Origin of the sequence: Salinicola rhizosphaerae (assembly GCF_014652715.1) — a bacterium.
GTDB classification, from domain to species: Bacteria; Pseudomonadota; Gammaproteobacteria; order Pseudomonadales; family Halomonadaceae; genus Salinicola; species Salinicola rhizosphaerae.
Window position 1 is genome coordinate 242,954 of the sequence record NZ_BMZI01000007.1, and the last position, 21,898, is coordinate 264,851.

19 protein-coding genes and 1 other RNA gene are annotated in these 21,898 nt (G+C 63.9%); 4 read left to right on the plus strand and 16 right to left on the minus strand.

Features of this window, described 5'->3' with window-relative positions; all coding sequences use genetic code 11:
- The 16 genes from lpxC to rsmI all read right to left on the minus strand — a co-directional run.
- On the minus strand, positions 1 to 873 hold an 873-nt coding region (gene lpxC, locus IE125_RS16365; RefSeq protein WP_189445742.1), incomplete at its 3' end, for a UDP-3-O-acyl-N-acetylglucosamine deacetylase.
- 131 nt (positions 874 to 1,004) lie between these two features.
- Positions 1,005 to 2,177 (minus strand): cell division protein FtsZ, encoded by a 1,173-nt coding sequence (gene ftsZ, locus IE125_RS16370; protein WP_189445743.1) that lies wholly within the window; start codon positions 2,175 to 2,177, stop codon positions 1,005 to 1,007.
- Between the two features lie 31 nt (positions 2,178 to 2,208).
- Positions 2,209 to 3,480, minus strand: coding sequence for a cell division protein FtsA (gene ftsA / locus IE125_RS16375; protein WP_189445744.1), 1,272 nt, complete (start codon positions 3,478 to 3,480; stop codon positions 2,209 to 2,211).
- A gap of 346 nt (positions 3,481 to 3,826) precedes the next feature.
- Positions 3,827 to 4,546, minus strand: coding sequence for a cell division protein FtsQ/DivIB (locus IE125_RS16380; RefSeq protein ID WP_189445745.1), 720 nt, complete (start codon positions 4,544 to 4,546; stop codon positions 3,827 to 3,829).
- Positions 4,547 to 4,652: 106 nt separating this feature from the next.
- Positions 4,653 to 6,062, minus strand: coding sequence for a UDP-N-acetylmuramate--L-alanine ligase (murC, locus tag IE125_RS16385; protein WP_229809174.1), 1,410 nt, complete (start codon positions 6,060 to 6,062; stop codon positions 4,653 to 4,655).
- Between the two features lie 34 nt (positions 6,063 to 6,096).
- On the minus strand, positions 6,097 to 7,182 hold the full coding sequence (gene murG / locus IE125_RS16390) for an undecaprenyldiphospho-muramoylpentapeptide beta-N-acetylglucosaminyltransferase (protein WP_189445747.1): 1,086 nt from the start codon (positions 7,180 to 7,182) through the stop codon (positions 6,097 to 6,099).
- On the minus strand, positions 7,179 to 8,378 hold the full coding sequence (ftsW, locus tag IE125_RS16395; RefSeq protein WP_189445748.1) for a putative lipid II flippase FtsW: 1,200 nt from the start codon (positions 8,376 to 8,378) through the stop codon (positions 7,179 to 7,181). The genes murG and ftsW overlap by 4 nt, the downstream gene beginning before the upstream one ends.
- Complete coding sequence (gene murD / locus IE125_RS16400) at positions 8,372 to 9,778, minus strand: UDP-N-acetylmuramoyl-L-alanine--D-glutamate ligase (RefSeq protein WP_189445749.1); 1,407 nt, start codon at positions 9,776 to 9,778, stop codon at positions 8,372 to 8,374. Before murD ends, ftsW begins: the two co-directional genes overlap by 7 nt.
- 4 nt (positions 9,779 to 9,782) lie before the next feature.
- Entirely contained in the window at positions 9,783 to 10,865 is a 1,083-nt protein-coding gene (gene mraY / locus IE125_RS16405; RefSeq protein WP_189445750.1) for a phospho-N-acetylmuramoyl-pentapeptide-transferase, read from the minus strand.
- Positions 10,866 to 10,874: 9 nt separating this feature from the next.
- Positions 10,875 to 12,230 (minus strand): UDP-N-acetylmuramoyl-tripeptide--D-alanyl-D-alanine ligase, encoded by a 1,356-nt coding sequence (locus tag IE125_RS16410; protein ID WP_189445751.1) that lies wholly within the window; start codon positions 12,228 to 12,230, stop codon positions 10,875 to 10,877.
- Positions 12,227 to 13,786 (minus strand): UDP-N-acetylmuramoyl-L-alanyl-D-glutamate--2,6-diaminopimelate ligase, encoded by a 1,560-nt coding sequence (locus IE125_RS16415; protein ID WP_189445752.1) that lies wholly within the window; start codon positions 13,784 to 13,786, stop codon positions 12,227 to 12,229. The genes IE125_RS16410 and IE125_RS16415 overlap by 4 nt, the downstream gene beginning before the upstream one ends.
- Positions 13,783 to 15,501: a peptidoglycan D,D-transpeptidase FtsI family protein gene (locus IE125_RS16420; RefSeq protein WP_189445753.1), complete on the minus strand. Its 1,719-nt coding sequence runs from the start codon at positions 15,499 to 15,501 to the stop codon at positions 13,783 to 13,785. Before IE125_RS16420 ends, IE125_RS16415 begins: the two co-directional genes overlap by 4 nt.
- Positions 15,498 to 15,827, minus strand: a complete 330-nt coding sequence (gene ftsL / locus IE125_RS16425; RefSeq protein ID WP_189445754.1) for a cell division protein FtsL — start codon at positions 15,825 to 15,827, stop codon at positions 15,498 to 15,500. The genes IE125_RS16420 and ftsL overlap by 4 nt, the downstream gene beginning before the upstream one ends.
- Before the next feature lie 8 nt (positions 15,828 to 15,835).
- Complete coding sequence (rsmH, locus tag IE125_RS16430) at positions 15,836 to 16,816, minus strand: 16S rRNA (cytosine(1402)-N(4))-methyltransferase RsmH (RefSeq protein ID WP_189445755.1); 981 nt, start codon at positions 16,814 to 16,816, stop codon at positions 15,836 to 15,838.
- Between the two features lie 35 nt (positions 16,817 to 16,851).
- An RNA gene (gene rnpB / locus IE125_RS16435) (RNase P RNA component class A) lies at positions 16,852 to 17,202 on the minus strand.
- Positions 17,203 to 17,356: 154 nt separating this feature from the next.
- Positions 17,357 to 18,223 (minus strand): 16S rRNA (cytidine(1402)-2'-O)-methyltransferase, encoded by an 867-nt coding sequence (gene rsmI / locus IE125_RS16440; protein WP_189445756.1) that lies wholly within the window; start codon positions 18,221 to 18,223, stop codon positions 17,357 to 17,359.
- A 193-nt stretch (positions 18,224 to 18,416) separates the two neighbouring features.
- Between rsmI and IE125_RS16445 the strand changes: the two genes are divergently transcribed.
- The 4 genes from IE125_RS16445 to IE125_RS16460 are packed head-to-tail and all read left to right on the plus strand — an operon-like array spanning position 18,417 to position 21,823.
- Positions 18,417 to 20,303, plus strand: a complete 1,887-nt coding sequence (locus IE125_RS16445; RefSeq protein ID WP_189445757.1) for a penicillin-binding protein activator — start codon at positions 18,417 to 18,419, stop codon at positions 20,301 to 20,303.
- Positions 20,284 to 20,655: a YraN family protein gene (locus IE125_RS16450; RefSeq protein WP_189445758.1), complete on the plus strand. Its 372-nt coding sequence runs from the start codon at positions 20,284 to 20,286 to the stop codon at positions 20,653 to 20,655. Before IE125_RS16445 ends, IE125_RS16450 begins: the two co-directional genes overlap by 20 nt.
- Positions 20,656 to 20,669: 14 nt before the next feature.
- Positions 20,670 to 21,263: a phosphoheptose isomerase gene (locus IE125_RS16455; protein ID WP_189445759.1), complete on the plus strand. Its 594-nt coding sequence runs from the start codon at positions 20,670 to 20,672 to the stop codon at positions 21,261 to 21,263.
- A 5-nt stretch (positions 21,264 to 21,268) separates the two neighbouring features.
- Positions 21,269 to 21,823, plus strand: a complete 555-nt coding sequence (locus IE125_RS16460) for a BON domain-containing protein (protein ID WP_189445760.1) — start codon at positions 21,269 to 21,271, stop codon at positions 21,821 to 21,823.
- Positions 21,824 to 21,898 lie beyond the last annotated feature (75 nt).

The following is a 21,898-nucleotide window of genomic DNA, read 5'->3' on the forward strand; positions in this document are numbered from 1 at the left end:
CTGAGTCGCTTCCTCGAAGGTAACGATCTCGTAGGCTTCCGGATGCGCCAGCAACTCACGGCAGAGCTGGTTATTGAGCCCGTGACCGGACTTGTAGCCGCGAAACTCGCCGATCAGGCTGTGTCCGAGCTGGTACAGATCCCCGATGGCATCGAGCATCTTGTGTTTCACGAACTCGTCTTCGTAGCGCAGGCCATCCTGGTTAACGATGCGGTAATCATCTACCACGATGGCATTGTCGAGACTGCCACCCAGCGCCAGATTCTGCGATCGAAGGAACTCCAGATCACGCATGAAGCCGAAAGTCCGCGCTCGCGAAACTTCCTTGACGAATGACGTGGTCGAGAAGTCGACGCTGGCGGTCTGCTTCTGCAGCTCCAGCACGGGGTGATCGAAGTCGATCGCGAAACTGACCTTGAAACCATTGTGGGGCAGGAAAGTCGCCTGCTTGCCGTCGTCCTCGACGGTAATCTCGCGCTTGATGCGGATGAATTTTTTCGGGGCTGCCTGTTCGGCGATGCCAGCCGACTGAATCAGGAACACGAACGGGCCGGCGCTGCCATCCATGATCGGTACTTCAGGCGCGCTGAGCTCGACATAGGCGTTATCGATGCCCAGCCCGGCAAAGGCCGACATCAGGTGCTCGACCGTACCGACTTTGGCACTGCCGTTGGACAGCGCCGTGCAGAGGTTCGTGTCGGTCACGCTGGCGGCGTCCGCCGGAATCTGGACGACCGGATCAAGATCGGTACGCACGAAGACGATGCCCGTGTTGGGCGCCGCGGGACGTAGCGTCAGATACACTTTCTCTCCGGAGTGGAGGCCCACGCCAGTAGCGCGGATCGTGTTCTGCAACGTTCGTTGTTTGATCATGGGCATCGACCTGACAGTCAAATGGTTTGGAAACGGTGTTCACTATAACACCAATGCACCGCTCCACCAAACAGTTCGACGTGACAGAATGATGAACGCCTGGCAACTAATGTATCAGTGCCTTCGATGGGTCAGTCTGCCTGGCGACGCAGGAATGCCGGGATATCGAGATAATCATCCATCTCGGAGGCCTTGCGCTTCTCCTGCTGCGGTTTCTTGGCGGCGGCATCCTGCTCCGCGCGCGCTGCCTGCTGGCGCATGACGGCCGGCTGCTGAAGCTTGCGGTAGTCGGTCGGCTCGGGGCGCGAAGCCGTGGCACTCTCGCGTGAGACGGCTTTCTCTTTCTGCGCATCCAGACCGGCGGCAACCACCGTGACACGCAGTTCATCCGACATTTCCATGTCGATGGAGGTACCGACGACAATCGTCGCATCCTGGGACGCGAACTCCTGAACCGTGGCACCGACGTCATTGAACTCGCCGATGGAAAGATCCGGACCCGCAGTGATGTTGACCAGGATACCGCGTGCACCGTGCAGATCGATGTCCTCGAGCAGCGGGCTGCGGATGGCTTTTTCGGCGGCTTCGCGAGCCCGGTTTTCGCCAGTCGCGGCGCCGGTGCCCATCATGGCCATGCCCATCTCGGACATCACGGTGCGCACGTCGGCAAAGTCGACGTTGATGATGCCCGGGCTGGTGATCAGCTCGGCGATGCCCTGGACTGCGCCCAGCAGGACGTCGTTGGCCGCGCTGAACGCCGTCAGCAGACTGGCGTTCTTGCCCAGGACCGACAAGAGCTTCTCGTTGGGAATCGTGATCAGGGAGTCGACGTACTCGGAGAGCGCCTTCATCCCCTCTTCTGCCGCGCGCATGCGCTTGGGCCCTTCGAACGGGAAAGGCCGCGTGACGACGGCGACGGTGAGGATGCCCAGCTCCTTGGCGACCTGCGCGACGACGGGCGCCCCGCCGGTACCGGTGCCACCGCCCATGCCGGCAGTGATGAAGACCATGTCCGCGCCCTGCAGCATCTCGGCGATGCGCTCGCGGTCTTCCATCGCCGCCTGACGGCCGACTTCGGGATTGGCGCCTGCGCCAAGCCCTTTGGTGATCTCGCCGCCAAGCTGGAGAACGGTTTTCGCTGCCACGCGCTTGAGCGCCTGGGCATCGGTGTTGGCGCAGATGAACTCGACGCCTTCGATGTTGCTCTCGACCATGTGGTTGACGGCATTACCGCCACCGCCGCCGACACCGATGACCTTGATGACTGCACTACTGGAAGGTGCGTTATCTACTAGTTCGAACATTGCCCCGTCTCCAAGACCGCTTGGCGGCCTGTCAGAAATTTCCTTTAAACCAGCCTTTGAGTCGCTCCAGCGTCGAAACCTCATCCCTGGTTCCGCGCCGGGGAAGGTGTTCTTCCCGTTGAGGCTGGGCTGATACTGCGCGAGCGTGCTTGGCGTCTTGCATTCCGTAGAGTAGCAAACCTACCCCCGTCGAATAAATCGGGTTACGTACCACATCCGCCAAGCCACGGACATTGTACGGGCAGGCGATACGAACCGGCATATGGAATATCTCCTCTGCCAGCTCGACCACGCCTTCCATCCGAGAGGTGCCGCCGGTCAATACCACGCCGGCTGCTACCAGGTCTTCATAACCGCTGCGGCGCAGCTCCTCGCGCACCAGCGTGAACAGCTCCTCGTAACGCGGTTCGACGACTTCCGCCAGTGCCTGACGCGACAGGTCCCGAGCCGGCCGGTCACCGACGCTCGGCACCTTGATCATCTCGTCGTTGCTGGCCATCTGCGTCAGCGCACAGGCGTACTTGACCTTGATATCTTCGGCATACTGTGTCGGTGTGCGCAGCGCCATGGCGATATCGTTGGTGACCTGATCGCCGGCGATGGGGATGACGGCGGTGTGACGAATCGCCCCCTCGGTGAAGACCGCGATATCGGTCGTTCCACCGCCGATGTCGACCATGCACACGCCCAGCTCTCGCTCGTCCTCGGTCAGCACCGCATGGCTCGACGCCAGCTGCTCGAGGATGATGTCATCGACTTCGAGCCCGCAGCGGCGAACGCACTTCTCGATATTCTGTACCGCATTCAGCGCGGCTGTGACCAGATGCACTCGCGCTTCGAGTCGGACGCCGGACATGCCGAGGGGCTCGCGAATCCCCTCCTGGGTGTCGATCGCGAACTCCTGAGGAATCACGTGAAGCACGCGCTGACCTTCAGAGATGGCGCGCGCTCGAGCGGAGTCGATGACACGTTCGATATCGGTCTGCGCGACCTCGCGCTCCTTGATCGCCACGACACCATCGGAGTTCATCGAGCTGATATGACTGCCGGCGATGCCGACATAGACAGAATGGATATCGCACCCCGCCATCAATTCGGCCTCTTCGACGGCGCGCTGAATCGACTGCACGGTTGACTCGATATTGATCACCACACCCTTCTTCATTCCACGCGAAGGGTGGGACCCGATTCCAGCGATTTCCAAGCCGCCATCGTCAGTGGGCTGCCCTACGATGGCGACCACCTTGGATGTTCCGATATCCAGCCCGACCACCATATTGGAAGCGTTGGATTGTCCTGCCATAGGTCGGGATCGCTCCTCAAACTTCACCGATAAAACCCGATAACAATGGGCCAATAAACATTCGCGCTTATTATAGGAACAAGCGCACCTTTTTCACCAGCCCATCCGGAAAACAAAAGCCACATTAAGCGCTTTTTCTTTAAAAGTGAAATGGCGATCGAGACATTTCCTTTTTCGAACCGGCAGCCGACACCGAAAAAACGCGCTTGCCGGCGGCAATTCCTGCCGATTCTCCAGCGTGAAACGCCACGGGACAGGGGCGCGAGCCAGAAATGAGAGGGCAGAACCGGGGGCCAGATGCCAAGCTCGTGGCGTCAATTCGAGCTGGCATCTCATCAAAGAGGGACTAATTACTGGCGGTGGTTTCGGTTTCCCCATGCCAGGCAACGGAAACGCCATTGGGATAACGCAAGTCGATGTAGCGTATCTGCGACGCCTGTTCTCCCAACTGTCGCTTCCAGGCAGCGATAAATCTTGCCAGGCGCGCATCAAGATCGGTCCGCCCGAGAATCACCCAGACACCGTCATTGACCTGGAACCGCCAGGCGCCTCGAGGTTCGAGCCGCAGCTGAGTGATCGCCAGTCCCATCCCGGACAACGTCTGGCGCAGCGAGTCGTAATAGCGCAACACTTCACGACCGGACCCCTGAGGCCCGCCGAGGTCCGGCAGACGTCGGCCGAAGCTCTTCACCGGGCCAGGCAGGAAAGGCTGGCCACGACTGTTGATCAGCGCTTTGTCGTTCCAGCGGGCAACCGGATCCTGCTCGTAGAGCTCGAAGCGCAGCGCATTGGGCCATTCGCGCGATACCTTGACCTCTCTCAGCCACTGGATATCGCGCGCCTGATTGCGCAGATCCGTCAGTGAAATCGAGAGCCAGGTATGTCCCCGAATCAGCGGAGCCAGTTCCTGCTGCAGATAACTGGCGCTGACATAATGCAGGTCGCCGCTGATCGAGACTCGCGCGATCGGCCGATCCAGCCATAGCCACAGCGCCCGGCCGCCAGCACCGAAAAGCACCACGATCAGCAGAATGCCGATCAGTGTTCCTCGCGCGTTGGGCCTCATGGCCACTCACCTTCTCGAGACACGCTTAGCGATCCGCCGACTTCGGCGACCACCGTGTCACGCCACGTTCGGGAACGGCGCACTTCCTGGAGGGAAGTCGTCCTGGTCAAAACACCACCTCATCGAGATCGAGATGACTGGCGGCCAGTCGCGTGGCAATGCCGCCGACATCACCCGCCCCCTGGGCAATCAGGATGTCGCCGGGCCGCAGTACATGAGAGAGCATCTCCGGTAGCGCGGCCTTCTCCTCGACGAACAGCGGATCGACCTGACCGCGCTGACGGATGGAGCCGGCCAGCGAGCGCCCCTCGGCGCCGGCGATCGGTGCCTCTCCGGCACTGTAGACATCGAGCAGCAGCAGCGTGTCGACGCCGGAGAGCACCCTGACGAAATCTTCGTAGAGATCGCGCGTGCGCGTGTACCGGTGCGGCTGATAGACCATGACCAGACGACGATCGGGCCAGCCGGCGCGAACGGCACGAATGATCATTTCGACCTCACGCGGGTGGTGACCATAGTCATCCACCAGCATGACCTCTCCCCCGCTCTTGAGCGGAAAGTCGCCATGAACCTGGAAGCGACGGCCGACGCCGCCGAAACACGCCAGTCCCTTGACGATATCGTCGTCGGCCACGCCGGCATCGGTCGCCACGGCAATCGCGGCCAACGCGTTCAGCGCGTTGTGCTCGCCCGGCATCGCCAGCGTGACGGGCAATGCGCTGGCACCGTCGGGCCGCTCTGCGCGAAAACGGATGGTCCCGCCGGTCTGTTGGAAATCGCACACGCGATAATCGGCCGATTCGCTGAAGCCGTAAGTGACAAACTGACGCTGCACCCGAGGCAACAGCTCGCGCACGTTATCGTCATCGAGACAGAGCACCGCCCGCCCGTAGAACGGCAGGTTGTGCAGAAACTCGACGAAGGTCGTCTTGAGGCGAGCAAAGTCGCCATCATACGTCGCCATATGGTCTGCATCGATATTGGTCACGATGGCAGTCATCGGCTGCAGGTGGAGGAAGGAAGCGTCCGATTCATCAGCTTCCGCGACCAGAAACTCGCCAGCGCCAAGCCGGGCATTGGTGCCCGCGCTGGTCAACTTGCCACCAATCACGAAGGTCGGATCCAATCCCGCCTCCGCGAACAGCGTCGACAACAGACTGGTCGTGGTGGTCTTGCCATGCGTTCCCGCGACAGCGATGCCGTGGCGAAAGCGCATCAGTTCGGCCAGCATTTCCGCGCGCCGCACCACCGGCACACGGTGCTCGCGCGCCCACCGAATTTCCGGATTGGCGGTATCGACAGCGGTCGAGACGACCACCACATCCGCGCCCTCGGCGTTGACCGCCGCATGGCCGATAGCCACGCGAATGCCGCATTGCCGCAGATGATGCGTGACCGTCGACTCGCGAAGATCACTACCGCTGACCTGGTACCCTTCGTTGGCAAGAACTTCGGCAATACCGCACATACCGACACCGCCGATGCCGACGAAATGAATGCCGCGAATGCGCCTCATGCCAAGATGCGACCGTGCCGGTCGTGTTTGAATGCTATCGCTCAAGACCGATCTCCATGCAGCCATCGACCAGTCGGTCGACGGCGTCGAGATGAGCGACCCGACGCGCGTCGACCGCCATCGAGGCCAGCCTTTCGGGTCGCAGGAGTGATTTCAGGGTGTCTTCCAACCGCGCCGGCGTCAGCGCCGACTGCTGAACGAGCTCGGCGCCGCCGGCGTCGACCAGATGGCGCGCATTGAGCGTCTGATGGTCGTCGACCGCATGCGGGAACGGCACCAGCAGCGACGGCTTGCCCGCTGCACTCAGCTCCGCGATGGTCAACGCACCCGCGCGACAGACGATCAGGTCTGCCCAGTCGTAGGCTTCGGCCATATCATCGATGAAGGCACTGACCTCGGCGTCGACGCCGGCATCACGATAAGCGGCGGAGGTCTTCTCGTCCTTATCTCGCCCCGCCTGATGGCGCACGAGCGGGCGAGCGTCAGCGTCGAGGGTTGCCAACGCTAGCGGCAGCTTCTCGTTCAGCGACTGCGCGCCAAGGGAGCCGCCCATCACGAGCAAGTGCAGCCGGCGCCCGGTCATCTCCTGCGCCGTGCGCACTCGCTCGCCCAGCGCCGCGATCTCCGCTCGCACCGGGTTGCCGACAACCAGCGCCTTGTCATCGGGGAAGGCGCCCGGGAACGCCGCGTAGGTACGTGTCGCCAGCCGGGACAGGGACCGATTGGTCAACCCGGCGATCGCGTTCTGTTCATGCACCATCAGCGGCCGGCCGCAGAGCCGCGCGGCCAGGCCACCCGGGCCACTGGCAAACCCGCCGAGGCCGACGACCAGCTGCGGCTCGAACCGGCGTATGACGCGGCGCGCCTGCAGCACGGCACGCGTCAGCCGCCACGGCACGGCCAACCATCCCGACAAGCCGTTGCCACGCAGCCCCGCGATATCGAGCTGGTGCAGGGCAATGCCGGCTGCCGGTACCAGTCGATTCTCGATCCCCCTGGGGCTTCCCAGCCACTCGACCGTGACACCGCGATCCTGGAGCGCTTTCGCGAGCGACAGCGCCGGCACCACGTGTCCACCGGTGCCGCCTGCCATGATCAGCACCCGTCGCAGCTCCGTCATGAGGCCCCCTCCATCGAATTCTGGCGAGACTGACGCGACTGTTCGGCCGTCTCGGCGCGACGCTTGAGCCGGCGGCGTACCTCGGCGTCGACCCGAAACAGCAGCGCGACCATGATGCCACTGACGATCATGCTGGAACCGCCGTAACTGAGCAGCGGCAGCGTCAGCCCCTTGGTCGGCAACATGCCGGAACTGACCGAAATGTTGATGAATGCCTGAGCGCCGATGACCAGCGCGATGCCGTAGCAGAGATACGCCGCGAAAGGACTGCCGGCCAGTTCGGCCTTGCGCCCGATACGAAAGGCGCGGAACACCAGCAGCGCAAATAGCAGAATGACGCTGACGGCACCGAAGAGCCCCAGCTCCTCGGCCAGTACCGCAAAGACGAAATCGGTATGCGCCTCCGGCAGGTAGAAGAGCTTCTGCACACTATTGCCGAGCCCCAGCCCGAACCAGTGTCCACGCCCGAAGGCGATCAGCGCCTGAGTCAGCTGGTACCCGGTGTTGTACTGGTCCGCCCAGGGGTTGGCGAAACTGGTGATTCGCTGCAGGCGATAAGGCTCCGATACGGCCAGCATCACCGCACCCGAGCCGACGATGGCCAGGATCAGCAGAAACCGCCACAGCGGCGCCCCGGCCAGCAGCAGCATGCCCATGACGCAGCCTGTCAGCACCACGATGGCGCCATAATCCGGCTCGAGAAGCAGCAGAAAACCGATCAGCGCCAGCACCGCCAGCGGGCGCAGGAAGGCACTCCAAGTGCGGCGGACATCGGGCAGAAAGCGCTCCAGGTAGCCGGACAGATAGACGATCAGGCAGAGCTTGGCGACCTCGGAAGCCTGCACGTTGATGAGTCCGAGCGGAATCCAGCGTCGGCTGCCGTTCACCTCGCGCCCGACCACCAGCACTAAAAACAACAGGAGCAAGGCGACGATCAGCATGAACGGCCCCTTGTCGCGCCACCAGTTCAACGGCATGCGCACGGCGATCAGCCCGACCGCGATCGCCGCGACCACGAAGATGCCGTGACGGATACTGAAGTAATAGGGATTGCCAGTCAGGCTCGCCGCGATCTCGGTGGATGCCGAGGTCACCATGACCCAGCCGATCAGCAGCAGCGACAGTGTCGAGAGCAGCAACCAGCCATCGAACGACTGGAACCGCGTGGTGAACCGATCTTCCAGCGCTTTCAACATTCGGCGTCCTGCCCTTGCTCGAGCGTTCCGGTTGCCAGCAAGGCGCGAAACGCGTCCCCGCGGGCCATATAATGGGGAAATTGATCCAGGCTCGCGCATGCCGGCGACAGCAGCACACAGTCTCCCGGCTGCGCCTTCGCCGCCGCACGCCGCACCGCGGCCTCGAGCGTGTCGACGCGACACGTCGGCAGGTGATCCCCGAGCACGGCAGCCAGTTTCGGCGCATCCTCGCCGAACACCACCGCCTCACGGGCATAGCGCACGAGCGGTGCGACCAACGGTGTGAAATCGGCCCCCTTGCCGACACCGCCGCCCAGCCAGATCAGCCGACCGGAGAGCGTCTCTCCCAGCCCCGCCAGCGCTGCCAGCGTGGCACCGACGTTAGTGCCTTTGGAATCGTTGATCCAGCGCACGCCGGCCCGTTCGGCGACGACTTCGCCCCGATGCGGCAAGCCGGCGAAGCGACGCAGTACGCCACACATCGCGGTCAACGGCAGATTCAGCGAGTCGCCAATGGCGAGCGCCGCCAGGGCATTGGCCTGATTGTGGCGCCCCGGCAACCTGAGATCCGCCACCGACATGATGCGCTGATCACCACGGCTGAGCCACGCCCCCTTCTGCCCACTGTCGATGTCCGGCAGCAACCCCCAGTCACGCCCCTCCGGCCTGCCCGTCGTGAAACCGACGCAGGACAGCGACGCCTCTTCCGGCCAGGTGGCCGGATCTTCACGATTGATGACCGCCAGGGCCGCTCCCTCGAAGATCCGCGCCTTGGCCCGCCGATAGCCGGCCATGTCGCCATGTCGATCGAGGTGGTCGGCGGAGAGGTTGAGGAAGGCGGCGCAGCTCGCGCCCAGGTTGCTCAGCGTCTCCAGCTGGAAACTCGAGAGCTCCAGCACGAACAGCTCGGCGTCCGGCTGATCCAGCAGCAGGTCCAGCGCCGCGGCGCCCAGGTTACCTCCTACCGCGACGCGCACTCCTGCCTCGCGGGCCATGTCGCCGACCAGCGTGGTGACGGTGGATTTGGCATTGGAGCCGGTAATGGCGACGATCGGCGCCCGGCAGTAGCGGGCGAACAGCGATATCTCGCCGACGACACGCGACCGATGGGCATTCAGCCCGGCTTTCACGAGGTCGATTCCAGGGCTGACGACGATCTCCGAGAAGGTCTCGAGCGGCAGCGATTGCAGTGGGCCCAGATGCAGTACGACATCAGGGAATGCCTGCCGAAACGCCTCGGCGGCCGGCGGCGCCTCGCGCGTGTCGGCCATCACGAAAGACTCACCGCGAGCCTGCAGGAAGCGGGCAATGGCACGTCCGGAAACGCCGAGCCCGACGACGAGACGATCCCGGCCCGGCACGCCGCTGTCAGGCGCTGTCACCGGCACGTCGCGACTCATCATCTTATCGCAGCTTCAGCGTCGCCAGCCCCAGCAGGACCAGCATGACGGTGACGATCCAGAAGCGCACGATGACACGTGGCTCGGGCCACCCCTTCAGCTCGAAGTGGTGATGTAGCGGGGCCATGCGGAAGATGCGTCGCCCGGTCAGCTTGTAGGAACCGACCTGGAGAATGACCGAGACGGTCTCCATCACGAAGACGCCCCCCATGATGAAGAGCACGATCTCCTGCCGCACGATCACGGCCACGATGCCCAGCGCCGCACCCAGCGCCAGCGCGCCGACGTCACCCATGAAAACCTGGGCGGGATAGGTGTTGAACCAGAGAAAACCCAGGCCCGCGCCGGCAATCGTGCCGCAGAACACCGCCAGCTCACCGGCACCCGGCACTTCCGGGATGTGCAGATAGTCGGCAAAGACGGCGTTGCCGCTGGCGTAGGCGAACACCGCCAGGCCCATGGAGACCAGCACCGTCGGCATGATCGCCAGACCATCGAGGCCGTCGGTGAGATTGACGGCGTTGGAGCTGCCGACGATGACCAGATAGCTCAGCACGATGTAGAAGGCGCCGAGAGGAATGGCCACATCCTTGAACAGCGGCACGATCAGGCTGATCTCGACCGGCGAGGCGGCGGTGAAATAGAGAATCAGCGACGCCCCGAGACCGATGACCGACTGCCAGAAATATTTCCAGCGAGCCGGCAGTCCGCGTGGATTTTTCTCTACGACCTTGCGGAAATCATCGACCCAACCGATGGCACCAAAGCCGAGCGTGACGGCGAGCACCAGCCAGACGTAATGATTGGTGAGATCGCCCCATAGCAGCGTGCTGACGGCAATCGAGATCAGAATCAGCGCCCCGCCCATCGTCGGCGTGCCGGCCTTGGAAAGATGCGACTGCGGTCCGTCGTCGCGAACCGCCTGCCCGATCTGTCGCTCCACCAGACGCCGAATCATCTGGGGTCCCATCCACAGGCTCAGAAATAGCGCCGTCAGGGTCCCCAGAATGACGCGCAGCGTCAGATACCCGAATACGTTGAAGGCACTCTGAAAGTGCGTCAGCAGTTCAGCCAGAAAAAGCAACATGAGTCGAAATCACCTTGAAACATCATCACGCAGCACGGCGACGAGTCGCTCCATGCCCGCGCTGCGAGACCCCTTGACCAGAACGCTGGCGCGGGGAGGAAGTCGATCGCGTGCAAAGGTTGCAAGCGTCGCCCAGTCATCGAAGTGGCGGGCCGATTCGCCGAATGCCTCGGCTGCGGGTCGTGCCGCCTCGCCGAAGGTCGCGAGAAACTCGATCCCCATCTCTCGCGCCTGGCGCCCAACCGCCGCGTGCATGGCGTCGGCCTGGTCACCGAGCTCCGCCATCGGCCCCAGAAAACACCAGTGGGGACCCGGCAACGATACCAGCGCCGCCAGCGCCGCGCGCATGGCGCCGGGATTGGCATTATAGGTATCGTCGACGATACAGCTATCGCGAATCCCCGACACCGCCTGCATCCTACCCGGCATCGGCTGGCAAGCCTCCAGACCGGCGACAATCTCGACACCATCAAGGCCCAGAGCATGCGCCGCCGCCGCCGCCGCCAGCGCGTTGCGTACGTTGTGCTCGCCGATCAGCGAAAGCGACACCCGACGCGGCGTTTCGCCCGGCAGCGAAAGCGTGAAAGCATAACGTCCACCGCGATCGCAGACCAGATCACTGGCCGAGACGCTGGCCGAGGCGTCGACGGCGAAGTCGAGCAGACGCGCCCGGCCGGCGAGCGCTCGCCAGATGGGAAAATAGCGCTCCTGACGATCCAGCACCGCGCAACCATCGCTGCCGAGTCCCGACAGAATCTCTCCCTTGGCTTGGGCGATCTGTCCCATGCCGCCAAACTCGCCCACGTGGGCGCCGGTCACGTTGGTGATGATGGCCACGTCCGGCTTGCTGAGCGCCGTTGTCCAGGCGATTTCCCCGAGATGATTGGCACCGAGCTCCACCGCCGCGAACCGATACTCGTCCTGCAGACGCAGCAGCGTCAGCGGCGCCCCGATGTCATTATTAAGATTGCCTTGAGTCGCAAGCGTGGGAGCACGGCGAGAGAAGATCGTCGACAGCATCTCCTTGACGGTGGTCTTGCCACTGTTGCCGGTGACCGCAATCAACTGGCCGCCCCACGTCATACGATGCGCTCGAGCCAGCAGCCCCAGCGCGAGGCGTGTATCCGGCACAACGATCTGAGCCAGCGCATCGTCGACCGGGCGCGAGACGACAGCGCCGACGGCACCCTTCTCCCGCGCTTCGCCCAGATAGTCATGCGCATCGAAGCGCTCGCCGATGAGCGCGACCAGTAGATCCCCGGGCTGCAGAGCGCGCGTATCCGTCACGATCCGCGTCACCGTCGCGTCCGCACCATTCAGCGAAGCGCCCAGGCGGGCGGCGATACCGCTCAATCGGTAACTCATCGCTTGCGCTCCTGGCGATCGAGAATTTCGGTGGCGACCTCGATATCACTGAACGGCTGGCGCACGCCGGCAATCTCCTGGTAGTCCTCATGCCCCTTGCCGGCGATCAATACGATATCCGCGGGTCCGGCGGCGGCAATGACCCGCTCGATAGCCTGACGTCGACCCTCGATCGACCAGACTTCGGCTCTGGCGGACTCGCTCAGACCGCCGGCGGCGGCGTCACGAATCAGCGTGGCCGATTCGCTGCGCGGGTTGTCATCGGTGATCACGATGCGGTCCGCCCACTTCTCGACTGCCGCTGCCATCAACGGCCGCTTGCCCGGATCACGATCGCCACCACAGCCGAAGACGCACCAGAGCTTGCCGCCATCCCGCGCTGGCAGATGATCACGCAGCGCCCCCAGCGCGCTTTCCAGCGCAGCCGGCGTGTGTGCGTAATCGATGACCACAATGGGTGCCCGCGCGTCTGGAGCGCGCGGCAGGCGCTGCATGCGCCCCGCCACGGGCGTGAGCTTGCCGGCCGCGCTCCACACCTCGGCCAGGGGATATCCCAAGCCGTAGAGCACGCTCATCCCCAGCAGTACGTTATCCAGGTTGAAACGCCCCATCAGCGGCAGTTCGAGCACGCCTTCGTTCTCGGGCGTCGCGACAATGGCACGCAAGCCGTTGGGCAGCATCTCGACATCGACCACGCGCAGCGTCGTCGCGGCCGCCTGACCGATCGCCAGCACGCGAACGCCCTCCTCGAGGCCAGCCAGCATCAGCCTCGCCAGCGGGTCGTCACCGTTGACGACCGCCAGTTCGAGCTCCGGACGCTTGAACAGCTTGGCCTTCGCTGCGGCATAGGCAGCCATGCTGCCGTGATAGTCGAGATGATCGCGAGTCAAATTGGTGAAGACAGCGCAAGTGATCGGCGTGTCGCCCAGGCGATCCTGGGCCAGCGCATGCGACGAGACCTCCATGGCGACGGTATCGATCGACTCGCCCGCCATGTCGCCCAGCATCTGCTGCAGCGCCAGCGGGCCAGGCGTAGTCTGAAGCGCCGGCTGCAGCGCATGCGGAGCACCGTAGCCCAGGGTGCCGACGACACCGGCGCGACACCCCAGAGAGCCCAGCAGCGTCGCGATATAGTGCGTCACCGAGCTCTTGCCGTTGGTGCCCGTCACGCCGATCAGCGTCATCTCGGCAGGCACGCCGAACAGCTCACGCCCCAACGCCGCGAGGCGCTCGGCAAGATTCGGCAGCGCCAGCACGCGGGAGTCCGCCTGCCAGTCGGCCTCGAGTCCCTCCGCTTCACACAGCGCGGCGACGGCACCCGCACCAAACGCGGATTCCAGAAAATCGCGGCCGTCAGTGGCGACACCGGGTACCGCCAGGAACAGCGAGCCCGCAGAGACTGCGCGGCTGTCCTGCACTAGCTCGACCGTGAGGGGCTGTGCTGTCGAGGCACCCTCCGGCGGCTCCGGTAACCAGTGCTGCAAGCGCTCGGCGGACGCGGCATCGGGCCACATGGCCGACAGCGCCGAACGCAGGCGGGCGCCATCGATCCTCATGGTGAAGACTCCTCGCTCGATTCATCCGGCGGCACGTCGAGCAGGCGCAGCGCACTGCCGACCACGCGGCTGAACACCGGCGCCGCCACCAGGCCGCCGTAATAGTCGCCCTTCTTGGGGTTGTCGATCATCACTACCGTGACGATGCGCGGATTGGACGCTGGCGCGATGCCCGCGAACAGGCCGCGATACTCGGTCTCCTGATAACCGGAACTGGTCACCTTGCGCACCGTGCCGGTCTTCCCCGCCACGCTATAGCCGGGAACCATCGCCAGGTGGCCACCGGCGTTGGGCTGCACGATGTGCCCAAGCATGCCCAGCAGTTCATGCGCGACCTTCGGCGCCATGATCTGGTCGCTGTCGGGCTGACCGTTCAGCTTGAGCAGCGACGGATGCAGACGCTTACCGTCGTTGGCAATCGCCGTATAGGCGCTGGCCAGCTGCAGCGGTGTCACGGCGACCCCATAACCATAGGCCATGGCGGCCTGGGCGCTGCGCGGCAGATTGGTCAACGACGGCAGGCTGCCGCTGTTCTCCCCGGGGAATCCCGTGCCGGGCGACTGCCCCAGCCCCAGCTCACGGTAACGATCCCAGATCGTTTCCTTGGGCAGCTGCAGGGCAATGTGCGACATGCCGATATTGGATGAGTGCAGCAGAATGCCCGCCGGCGTGAGCTTGCCGTAATTGCGGAAGTCCTTGATCGTGTAGCCGTCGACGACCATCCAGCCCGGCGACGTGTCGATGATGGTATCCGGCGTGATCTTGCCGCTGGCCAGCGCGGCCGACATCGCCAGCGGCTTCATCACCGAGCCGGGCTCGATGGCGTCGGTGATCGCCTGGTTGCGCAACCCGCGCACGTCGACGTCGGCACGATTGTTAGGGTTGTACGACGGCAGATTCGCCATCGCCAGCACTTCACCGGTGCGCGCGTCGAGCATCACCAGCGAACCGCCGTCGGCGTCGTTCTTGCGCACGCCGGCGGCGAGCTCGCGATAGGCCATGTACTGCAGCCGCAGATCGATCGACAGCGTCAGATCGCCGCCCGGCTTGGCTTCGTCGATCAGATGAAGATCACGCACCAGCCGGCCCTTGCGGTCCTGCAGCACCCGTCGCTTGCCCGGCTTGCCGGTCAGGTAGCGGTTATAGGCGAGCTCCAGTCCCTCCTGGCCCTTGTCATCGACGTTCGTCACCCCGACGAGCTGAGCGGCGACCTCTCCGGCGGGATAGTAGCGTTTGTACTCGTCCCGCGAGTAGACGCCGGGCATCTGCAGGTCGAGAACCGGCTTGGCCTCGGCCGGCGTCAGCTGCCGCTTGAGATACATGAACTCATGCTTGGAATAGCGCTGAATGCGAGACTCGAGCTGCTGCGGATCGACCTTTAGCGTCTTGGCCAGCAGCGTCTGCTGAATGGGGTCCTGCGGTAATTCCTGCGGGTTGGCCCACAGGGTCACCACCGGCGTGGAGATCGCCAGCGGATCGCCGTTGCGATCGCTGATCATGCCCCGGTGGGCGCCGATGGTCTGGGTGCGCAGCGTGCGCGCGTCGCCCTGATTCTGCAGAAAGCTGCGATCGATCACCTGGAGATAGACCACGCGCCCGACCAGCGCACCGAGCGCCACGAGAATGACCAGCAGCATGAACCAGTAACGACCGGCAGCCAGCGGTGCGTTGGGAGCACGAGTCCGTGAGGTCGTGGCGCGGCGTGTGGCGCTCATGGACGGATCACCTTGACCTCGTCGACACCGGGAACGCGCATGTCCAGACGCTGGCTGGCGATCGATTCGACGCGAGCCGGCGAAGACCAGGTGCTCTCCTCGAGCAGCAGGCGCCCCCACTCCGTCTGCAGCGCATCACGCTGTTTCTCCAGTTTCTGCAGCCGCGCGTACTGAACGCGGGTGAAATGCGCGGTACTGACAATGGTCAGCGCACTGATCAGAATCGCCACGATCAACCCCGACAGCAGCGTGGTGCGCCATCCCGGGCGGCGGGCGAAGGGCCAGTCGCCGATGTCCAGCAGGCTACGTCGTCCTTGAACGGCCATGGAGCTCCTTATTCCAGCTTTTCGGCAACGCGCATGACCGCGCTGCGCGCGCGCGGGTTGGCATCGACCTCGCTCTCGCCGGGGCGCATCGCTTTACCCACCGGCTTGAGCCGCTTGATGAGTTGATCCTCGCGTATCGGCATCCCGCGCGGCAAGTGCGTGTCACCGCGAGACTGATCGCGGATGAAGCGCTTGACCAGGCGATCCTCCAGCGAATGGAAGCTGATCACGACCAGCCGACCGCCCGGCGCGAGAACGTCGAGCGCGGCGTCCAGCGCACGCTCGAGCTGACCCAGTTCGTCGTTGAGATGAATGCGAATCGCCTGAAAAACGCGCGTCGCGGGATGCTTGCCTTTCTCCCACGCAGGGTGAGCCGCCTTGACGATCTCGGCGAGCTGCTGAGTCCGCTCGATCGGCGCTGTCTGTCTCGCGGCGACGATGGCTCTGGCAATCCGTTTGGCGAAACGTTCCTCACCGTAGACCTTGAAGACACGCGCCAGCTCGGACTCGACCGTTCGGGAGAGCCACTCCGCGGCGCCGATGCCGGCACTCGGATCCATGCGCATGTCCAGCGGCCCATCGCGCAGGAAGCTGAATCCGCGCTCGGGGTCATCGAGCTGAGGAGAGGAGACACCGACATCCAGCAGCACGCCGTCGAGCGCCCCGCTCACGCCGGCTTGCGCCGCATGAAGATCGAGCTCGCCGAATTCACCGGCGTGGATGGAGAAGCGCGGATCGGCAATGTCCTGCGCAGCTTCCAGCGCCGCCGGGTCGCGGTCGATCGCCATCAGGCGACCGTCCACCCCGAGTCGCTCGAGTATCGCGCGGGAGTGACCGCCGCGGCCGAAGGTGCCATCGAGATAGATACCGGCGGGTGATTGCAGCAGTGCATCCACGGCGCCGTCGAGCAGCACGCTGGTGTGTCGAAACGGCGCGCGGGCTGCTGCACCGCTTTCGGATCTCTGTGAAGCCTTGTCGCGGTGCTGCATGCGTTTCTCGGTGATGGCGGACGGCTAAAAAAAGAGGTGGGAGCCGGCCGATAAGCCGGGTTCTGTCGAGGACAGTCATTCATCTAGGAGGCGTGTCGCCACGCCTCTCGAGCAACCTACCCGGATCCAGCGCGGGCCGCGCCTCAGGATCCCTATTTGGTCTTGCTCCAGGTGGGGTTTACCGTGCCACGCACTGTTACCAGGCGCGCGGTGCGCTCTTACCGCACCCTTTCACCCTTACCGGCAGCGATACGCTGCTTAGGCGGTCTACTCTCTGCTGCACTGGCCGTCGGCTTGCGCCGCCCAGGCGTTACCTGGCACCTTGCCCTATGGAGCCCGGACTTTCCTCCCCCGGAAAAACCGGCGGCGACTGTCTGGCCGACTCCCAAGCGCGCAAGAATAACAGCCCCCCGGGACCCTCTCAAGACAGCATCGCACCCCTGCGACGATGTACAGCGCCCAATGGCCCGATGTCGCCACTCGGCGACATCATCAGGCATCATGCCTCGTTCGCCACCGGCGCCCGGCACACCCTGAAACTCAGGCGTGATCGGGCGCTCCCGACTTCAGCGCCAGCGCCATCTGGTACCACTGTTTGCGCCGACCACCCAGCATGCGCGTGGTGACGGCCGCCGCGCTCTTGACCGGCACACCCTCGTCCAGCAGCGCTTGCAGCAGGGTTTCCGCGGCGACTTCGTCGGCGTCTCTCTCGTCGGCTGGCGCGCCGGCCAACATCACCACGAACTCTCCGCGGGCCTGATCGCTATCCGCCTCCATCTGCGCAAGCAGCTCACTGGCAGTGCCATCGAGCAGCGTTTCGAACGTCTTGGTCAGCTCGCGCGCCAGCACGACCTGACGAGACGCTGCGACCTGGTCGATATCGACCAGCAGGTCGCGAATGCGGTGCGGGGATTCATAGAAGACTCGGGTTTCCGGGCGCGCAATTCCCGCTTCGAGCTGTCGCTGGCGCGGGCCGGACTTGGCCGGAAGGAATCCCTCGAACGTGAACCGGTCGGTCGGCAGACCGGCAACGCTCAAGGCGGTGATCAGCGCACAGGCACCGGGAATTGGCACGACGCGACAGCCGGCCTGGCGCAGCTCTCTGACCAGAACGAATCCCGGATCGGAGATCAGCGGCGTGCCGGCATCGCTGACCAGCGCCAGCGAGGCGCCGGCACGAAGACGGGTCAGCAGCTGCTCGACGCGCGCACTCTCGTTATGTTCGTGCAACGAGACAAGCGGCCGCTCGATACCGAGGTGACGCAGCAGGCGCTGGGTATGACGAGTATCCTCGGCGGCAATGGCATCCACTTCGGCGAGAACCCGCCCCGCGCGGACGCTCAAATCCTCGAGATTCCCAATCGGCGTGGCGACCACGTACAATACGCCTTCCTTTATGTCACTCATTCGGTACCATCCGAGTTGCGGGCATTCAGATAACGGGCTCGGCAGCCGAGCTCCGCGAACAGCCAGGGAATTCTCCCGAGGACGCCGACGCGCAACACCTCGGGGACAGGAATCGGCCAGTCATGCCGTCCGCCGTTCATCCGCGCACGCGTGACGCTTTCCGGCCTCTCATCACGTAAAGGGAAAGACGACTATGGGTTACGCGCTGCGGCGACTGCTTTTGCCTCTTATGGCGACACTGCTCCTGGCTGGCTGTGCGGGTCAGAGCTTCATGCCGGGAACCGGTGGCCAGAGCGCCCAGGAACTGCTCAACCAGGCCAATAACCAGAGCGGCCAGCAGGCTGCGGCATCGCGACTGCAGGCGGCCGACATCCTAGCACGCCAGGGAGATACGGCGCAGGCACTGCAGATTGCCGGCCAGATCGATACGTCTCAGCTCGATGCGACACAGCAGGTCAAGTGGGCGCTGGTACTTTCCGATGCCGGCATCGCCGAAAAAGATGGCTGGAGCGTGATCCGGGCTACCGATATTCTCGATACCAATGCGGCACTTTCCAGCGACGACGGCCAGACCTTGCGCTATCGGCGCGGCATCGCCCTCAACATGGTCGGCGAACCGGAAGCCTCGGCCAGGCTGCTGATCGGCCTGCAGCAGAACAACGCACCCTACGATCTCAACGACGATATCTGGAAGCCGCTCTCCAGCCTGAGCCCGACCGCGCTGGATTCCCTGGCAGCGGCGGACGATAGCGCGATCATGCAGGGCTGGGTCGATCTCGCCCGTCTCTACCGCGCCAGCGGCGGTGACATCGGCAATCTGTTTGACCGCCTGGATCAGTGGCGCAGCCGCTACCCGGATCACCCGGCCAATCGCCGATTGCCGTCTGACCTCACGGCTCTGCGCCAGATCGAAGGCAACGAGATTCACCAGATCGCCGTCTTCCTGCCTCAGAGCGGCCCGCTCTCGAATATCGCCGCTGCGATTCGCAACGGCCTCGAAACCCGCGCCGAAGACGCGAAATCCCAAGGCGAGAACACACCGAGCCTCACCTTCGTCGACTCGAGCAACCAAGATATTGACGCGCTCTACGCGCAAGCGACGATGAGCGGCGCGCAGGCCGTCATCGGGCCACTCGACAAGGAGAAGGTCAGCCAGCTGGAAACGCGCGCCAGCGTGCCGCTGCCGACGCTGGCCCTCAACTACGGTGAACACGCGCGCAACAGCGCCACCAATCTCTATCAGTACGGCCTCTCGGCAGAGGACGAGGCCCGCCAGGCCGCCCACCGCGCGCACCTCGACGGTCACCGCCGCGCCGGGATCATGGTACCCGACAACGACTGGGGTTCACGGGTCCTGGCGGCCTTCCGCCAGCGCTGGGAGAGCGAAGGCGGCCAGGTCGCCTCGGTAGAGAGCTACAACCCCTCGGAATCGGTGGCACCGGCAGTTCGCAACCTGCTCAACAGTGACCCGTCGAGCATGGATATGCTGTTCCTGCTGGCACTGCCGAGCTACGCGCGCCAAGTGCCGCCGACGCTGGACTTCTACTACGCCGCCGACCTTCCGATCTACGCGACCTCTCATCTTTATGCAGGCACGCCGGAGCCGCGCGCCGACCACGACCTGAATGACGTTCAGTTCGTCGACATCCCTTGGATGATTCCGGATGCGGCTGCCGGCGGTGTGGACGCTCTGCCCTTCGTATCCACCTACCGCCGTCTGGTGACCCAGGATGACCCGGGGCTGCTCAAGCTCAACGCCATGGGCGTCGATGCCTATGAACTCGCCCGCCGACTACCACTATTCCAGGCCCTGCCGAATACGCAGATCTTCGGCGCCACCGGAACACTGAGCGCCCGCGACGACGGCCGTATCCAGCGCACCCTGCCCTGGGCCGTGTTTGAGTCGGGCACCCCACAACCGCTGCTGAGCGGACCGGCCACGAGCGGCACCCAGACGACGGCAGCGCCATCCACCCAAGGCGGCACAGACGACAGCAGCTCGAGCCGGGCATCGAGCAACGGCGGTGAGCAGCTCAACGGCTTTGCCCTGGACAGCGACAATGGCGACGACAGCGACTAGCGCGCGCCATCGCGGCCAGGCGATCGAGGCGGCAACGGCGACATGGCTATCTGAGCGCGGCCTGGAACTCGTCACGCGCAATCATCACGCCAAGGGTGGCGAGATCGACCTGATCATGCGCGACGGCGACTGCCTTGTCTTCGTCGAGGTGCGCCATCGCCGAGACGCCGCCTACGGCCACCCGCTCGAGACCGTCACACCCGCCAAGCAGAAGCGTATCGTCAAGGCGGCACGCTTCTATCTCCACTCACAGCGGCTATCATGTGCCTGCCGCTTCGACGTCGTCGGCGTCACCGGCACCGCACCGGATCTGGTATTCGACTGGATCCGCGCCGCCTTCGATGCCTACTGAACCACAGAGCACCCATGGATTTTCAAGCACGCATACTCGACCATTTCAACGCCAGTATCGACACCAAGACCTATGCCAGCGAGGTGCTACCGCCGTTCATCGAGGTCGCCAGCCAGATGATGGTCCAGTGCCTGGTCAGTGAGGGCAAGATACTCGCCTGCGGTAACGGCGGCAGCGCCGGCGATAGCCAGCATTTCTCGTCGGAAATGCTCAACCGCTTCGAGCGCGAGCGACCCAGCCTGCCGGCCCTGGCCTTGACGACGGACACTTCCACGCTGACGTCGATCGCCAACGACTACAGCTACAATGACGTCTTCTCCAAGCAGATCCGTGCACTGGGACAGCCCGGCGATATTCTGCTGGCCATCTCGACCAGCGGAAATTCTGCCAACATCGTGCAGGCGATCCAGGCAGCTCACGATCGCGAGATGAGCGTCATCGCATTGACCGGCCGAGACGGCGGCGACATGGCGTCGCTACTGGGCCAGGATGACTGCGAAATTCGCGTGCCCGCCACCGTGACGGCACGCATCCAGGAAGTTCACCTGCTCGTCATTCACTGCCTGTGTGACTTGATCGACGAACAGCTTTTCGGAAGCAACGAGTGAGACTGATGAAAAAGACCCTGATCGTTACCTCCTGCCTGATCGGCCTGCTCACCCTGGGCGGCTGCGCCAGCAACGCCACGCAGGAAAACTACGCCGAGCGCACACCGGGCGCCAAGGCCGAAGACAGCACCATTCAGAGCAAGATCTTCGATGATCTGAATACCGCTGACGCCCGCTACGGCGATGCCCACATCAATGTCGACAGCTACAATTCGAATGTTCTTCTGACTGGCCAGGTCCCGAGTGACGAGCTCAAGTCGCGTGCCACCGACATCGCGCGCAACGTGCGCAGCGTCCGCGAAGTGCACAACGAACTGTCGGTATCCGCCAATACCCCGGTCAGCCAGCGCATGACCGACACCTGGATCACTGGGCGTATCAAGGCGAACCTGATCGCCAACGAAGATCTCGATGCCAACCTGATCCGCGTCATCACCGAAAACAGCACGGTCTATCTGATGGGAATGGTCACCCAGCAGCAAGCGCAGCAGATCGTCAACGCCGCATCCGGTGTCGGCGGCGTCCAGCGCATCGTCAAGGTGTTCGAATACCTCAACTGATCGCCGTCATCGGCGAGTCATGCGAACGCGCTAAGCTGAGCAAAAAAATGCCGCCGAACCAGAGTTCGGCGGCAT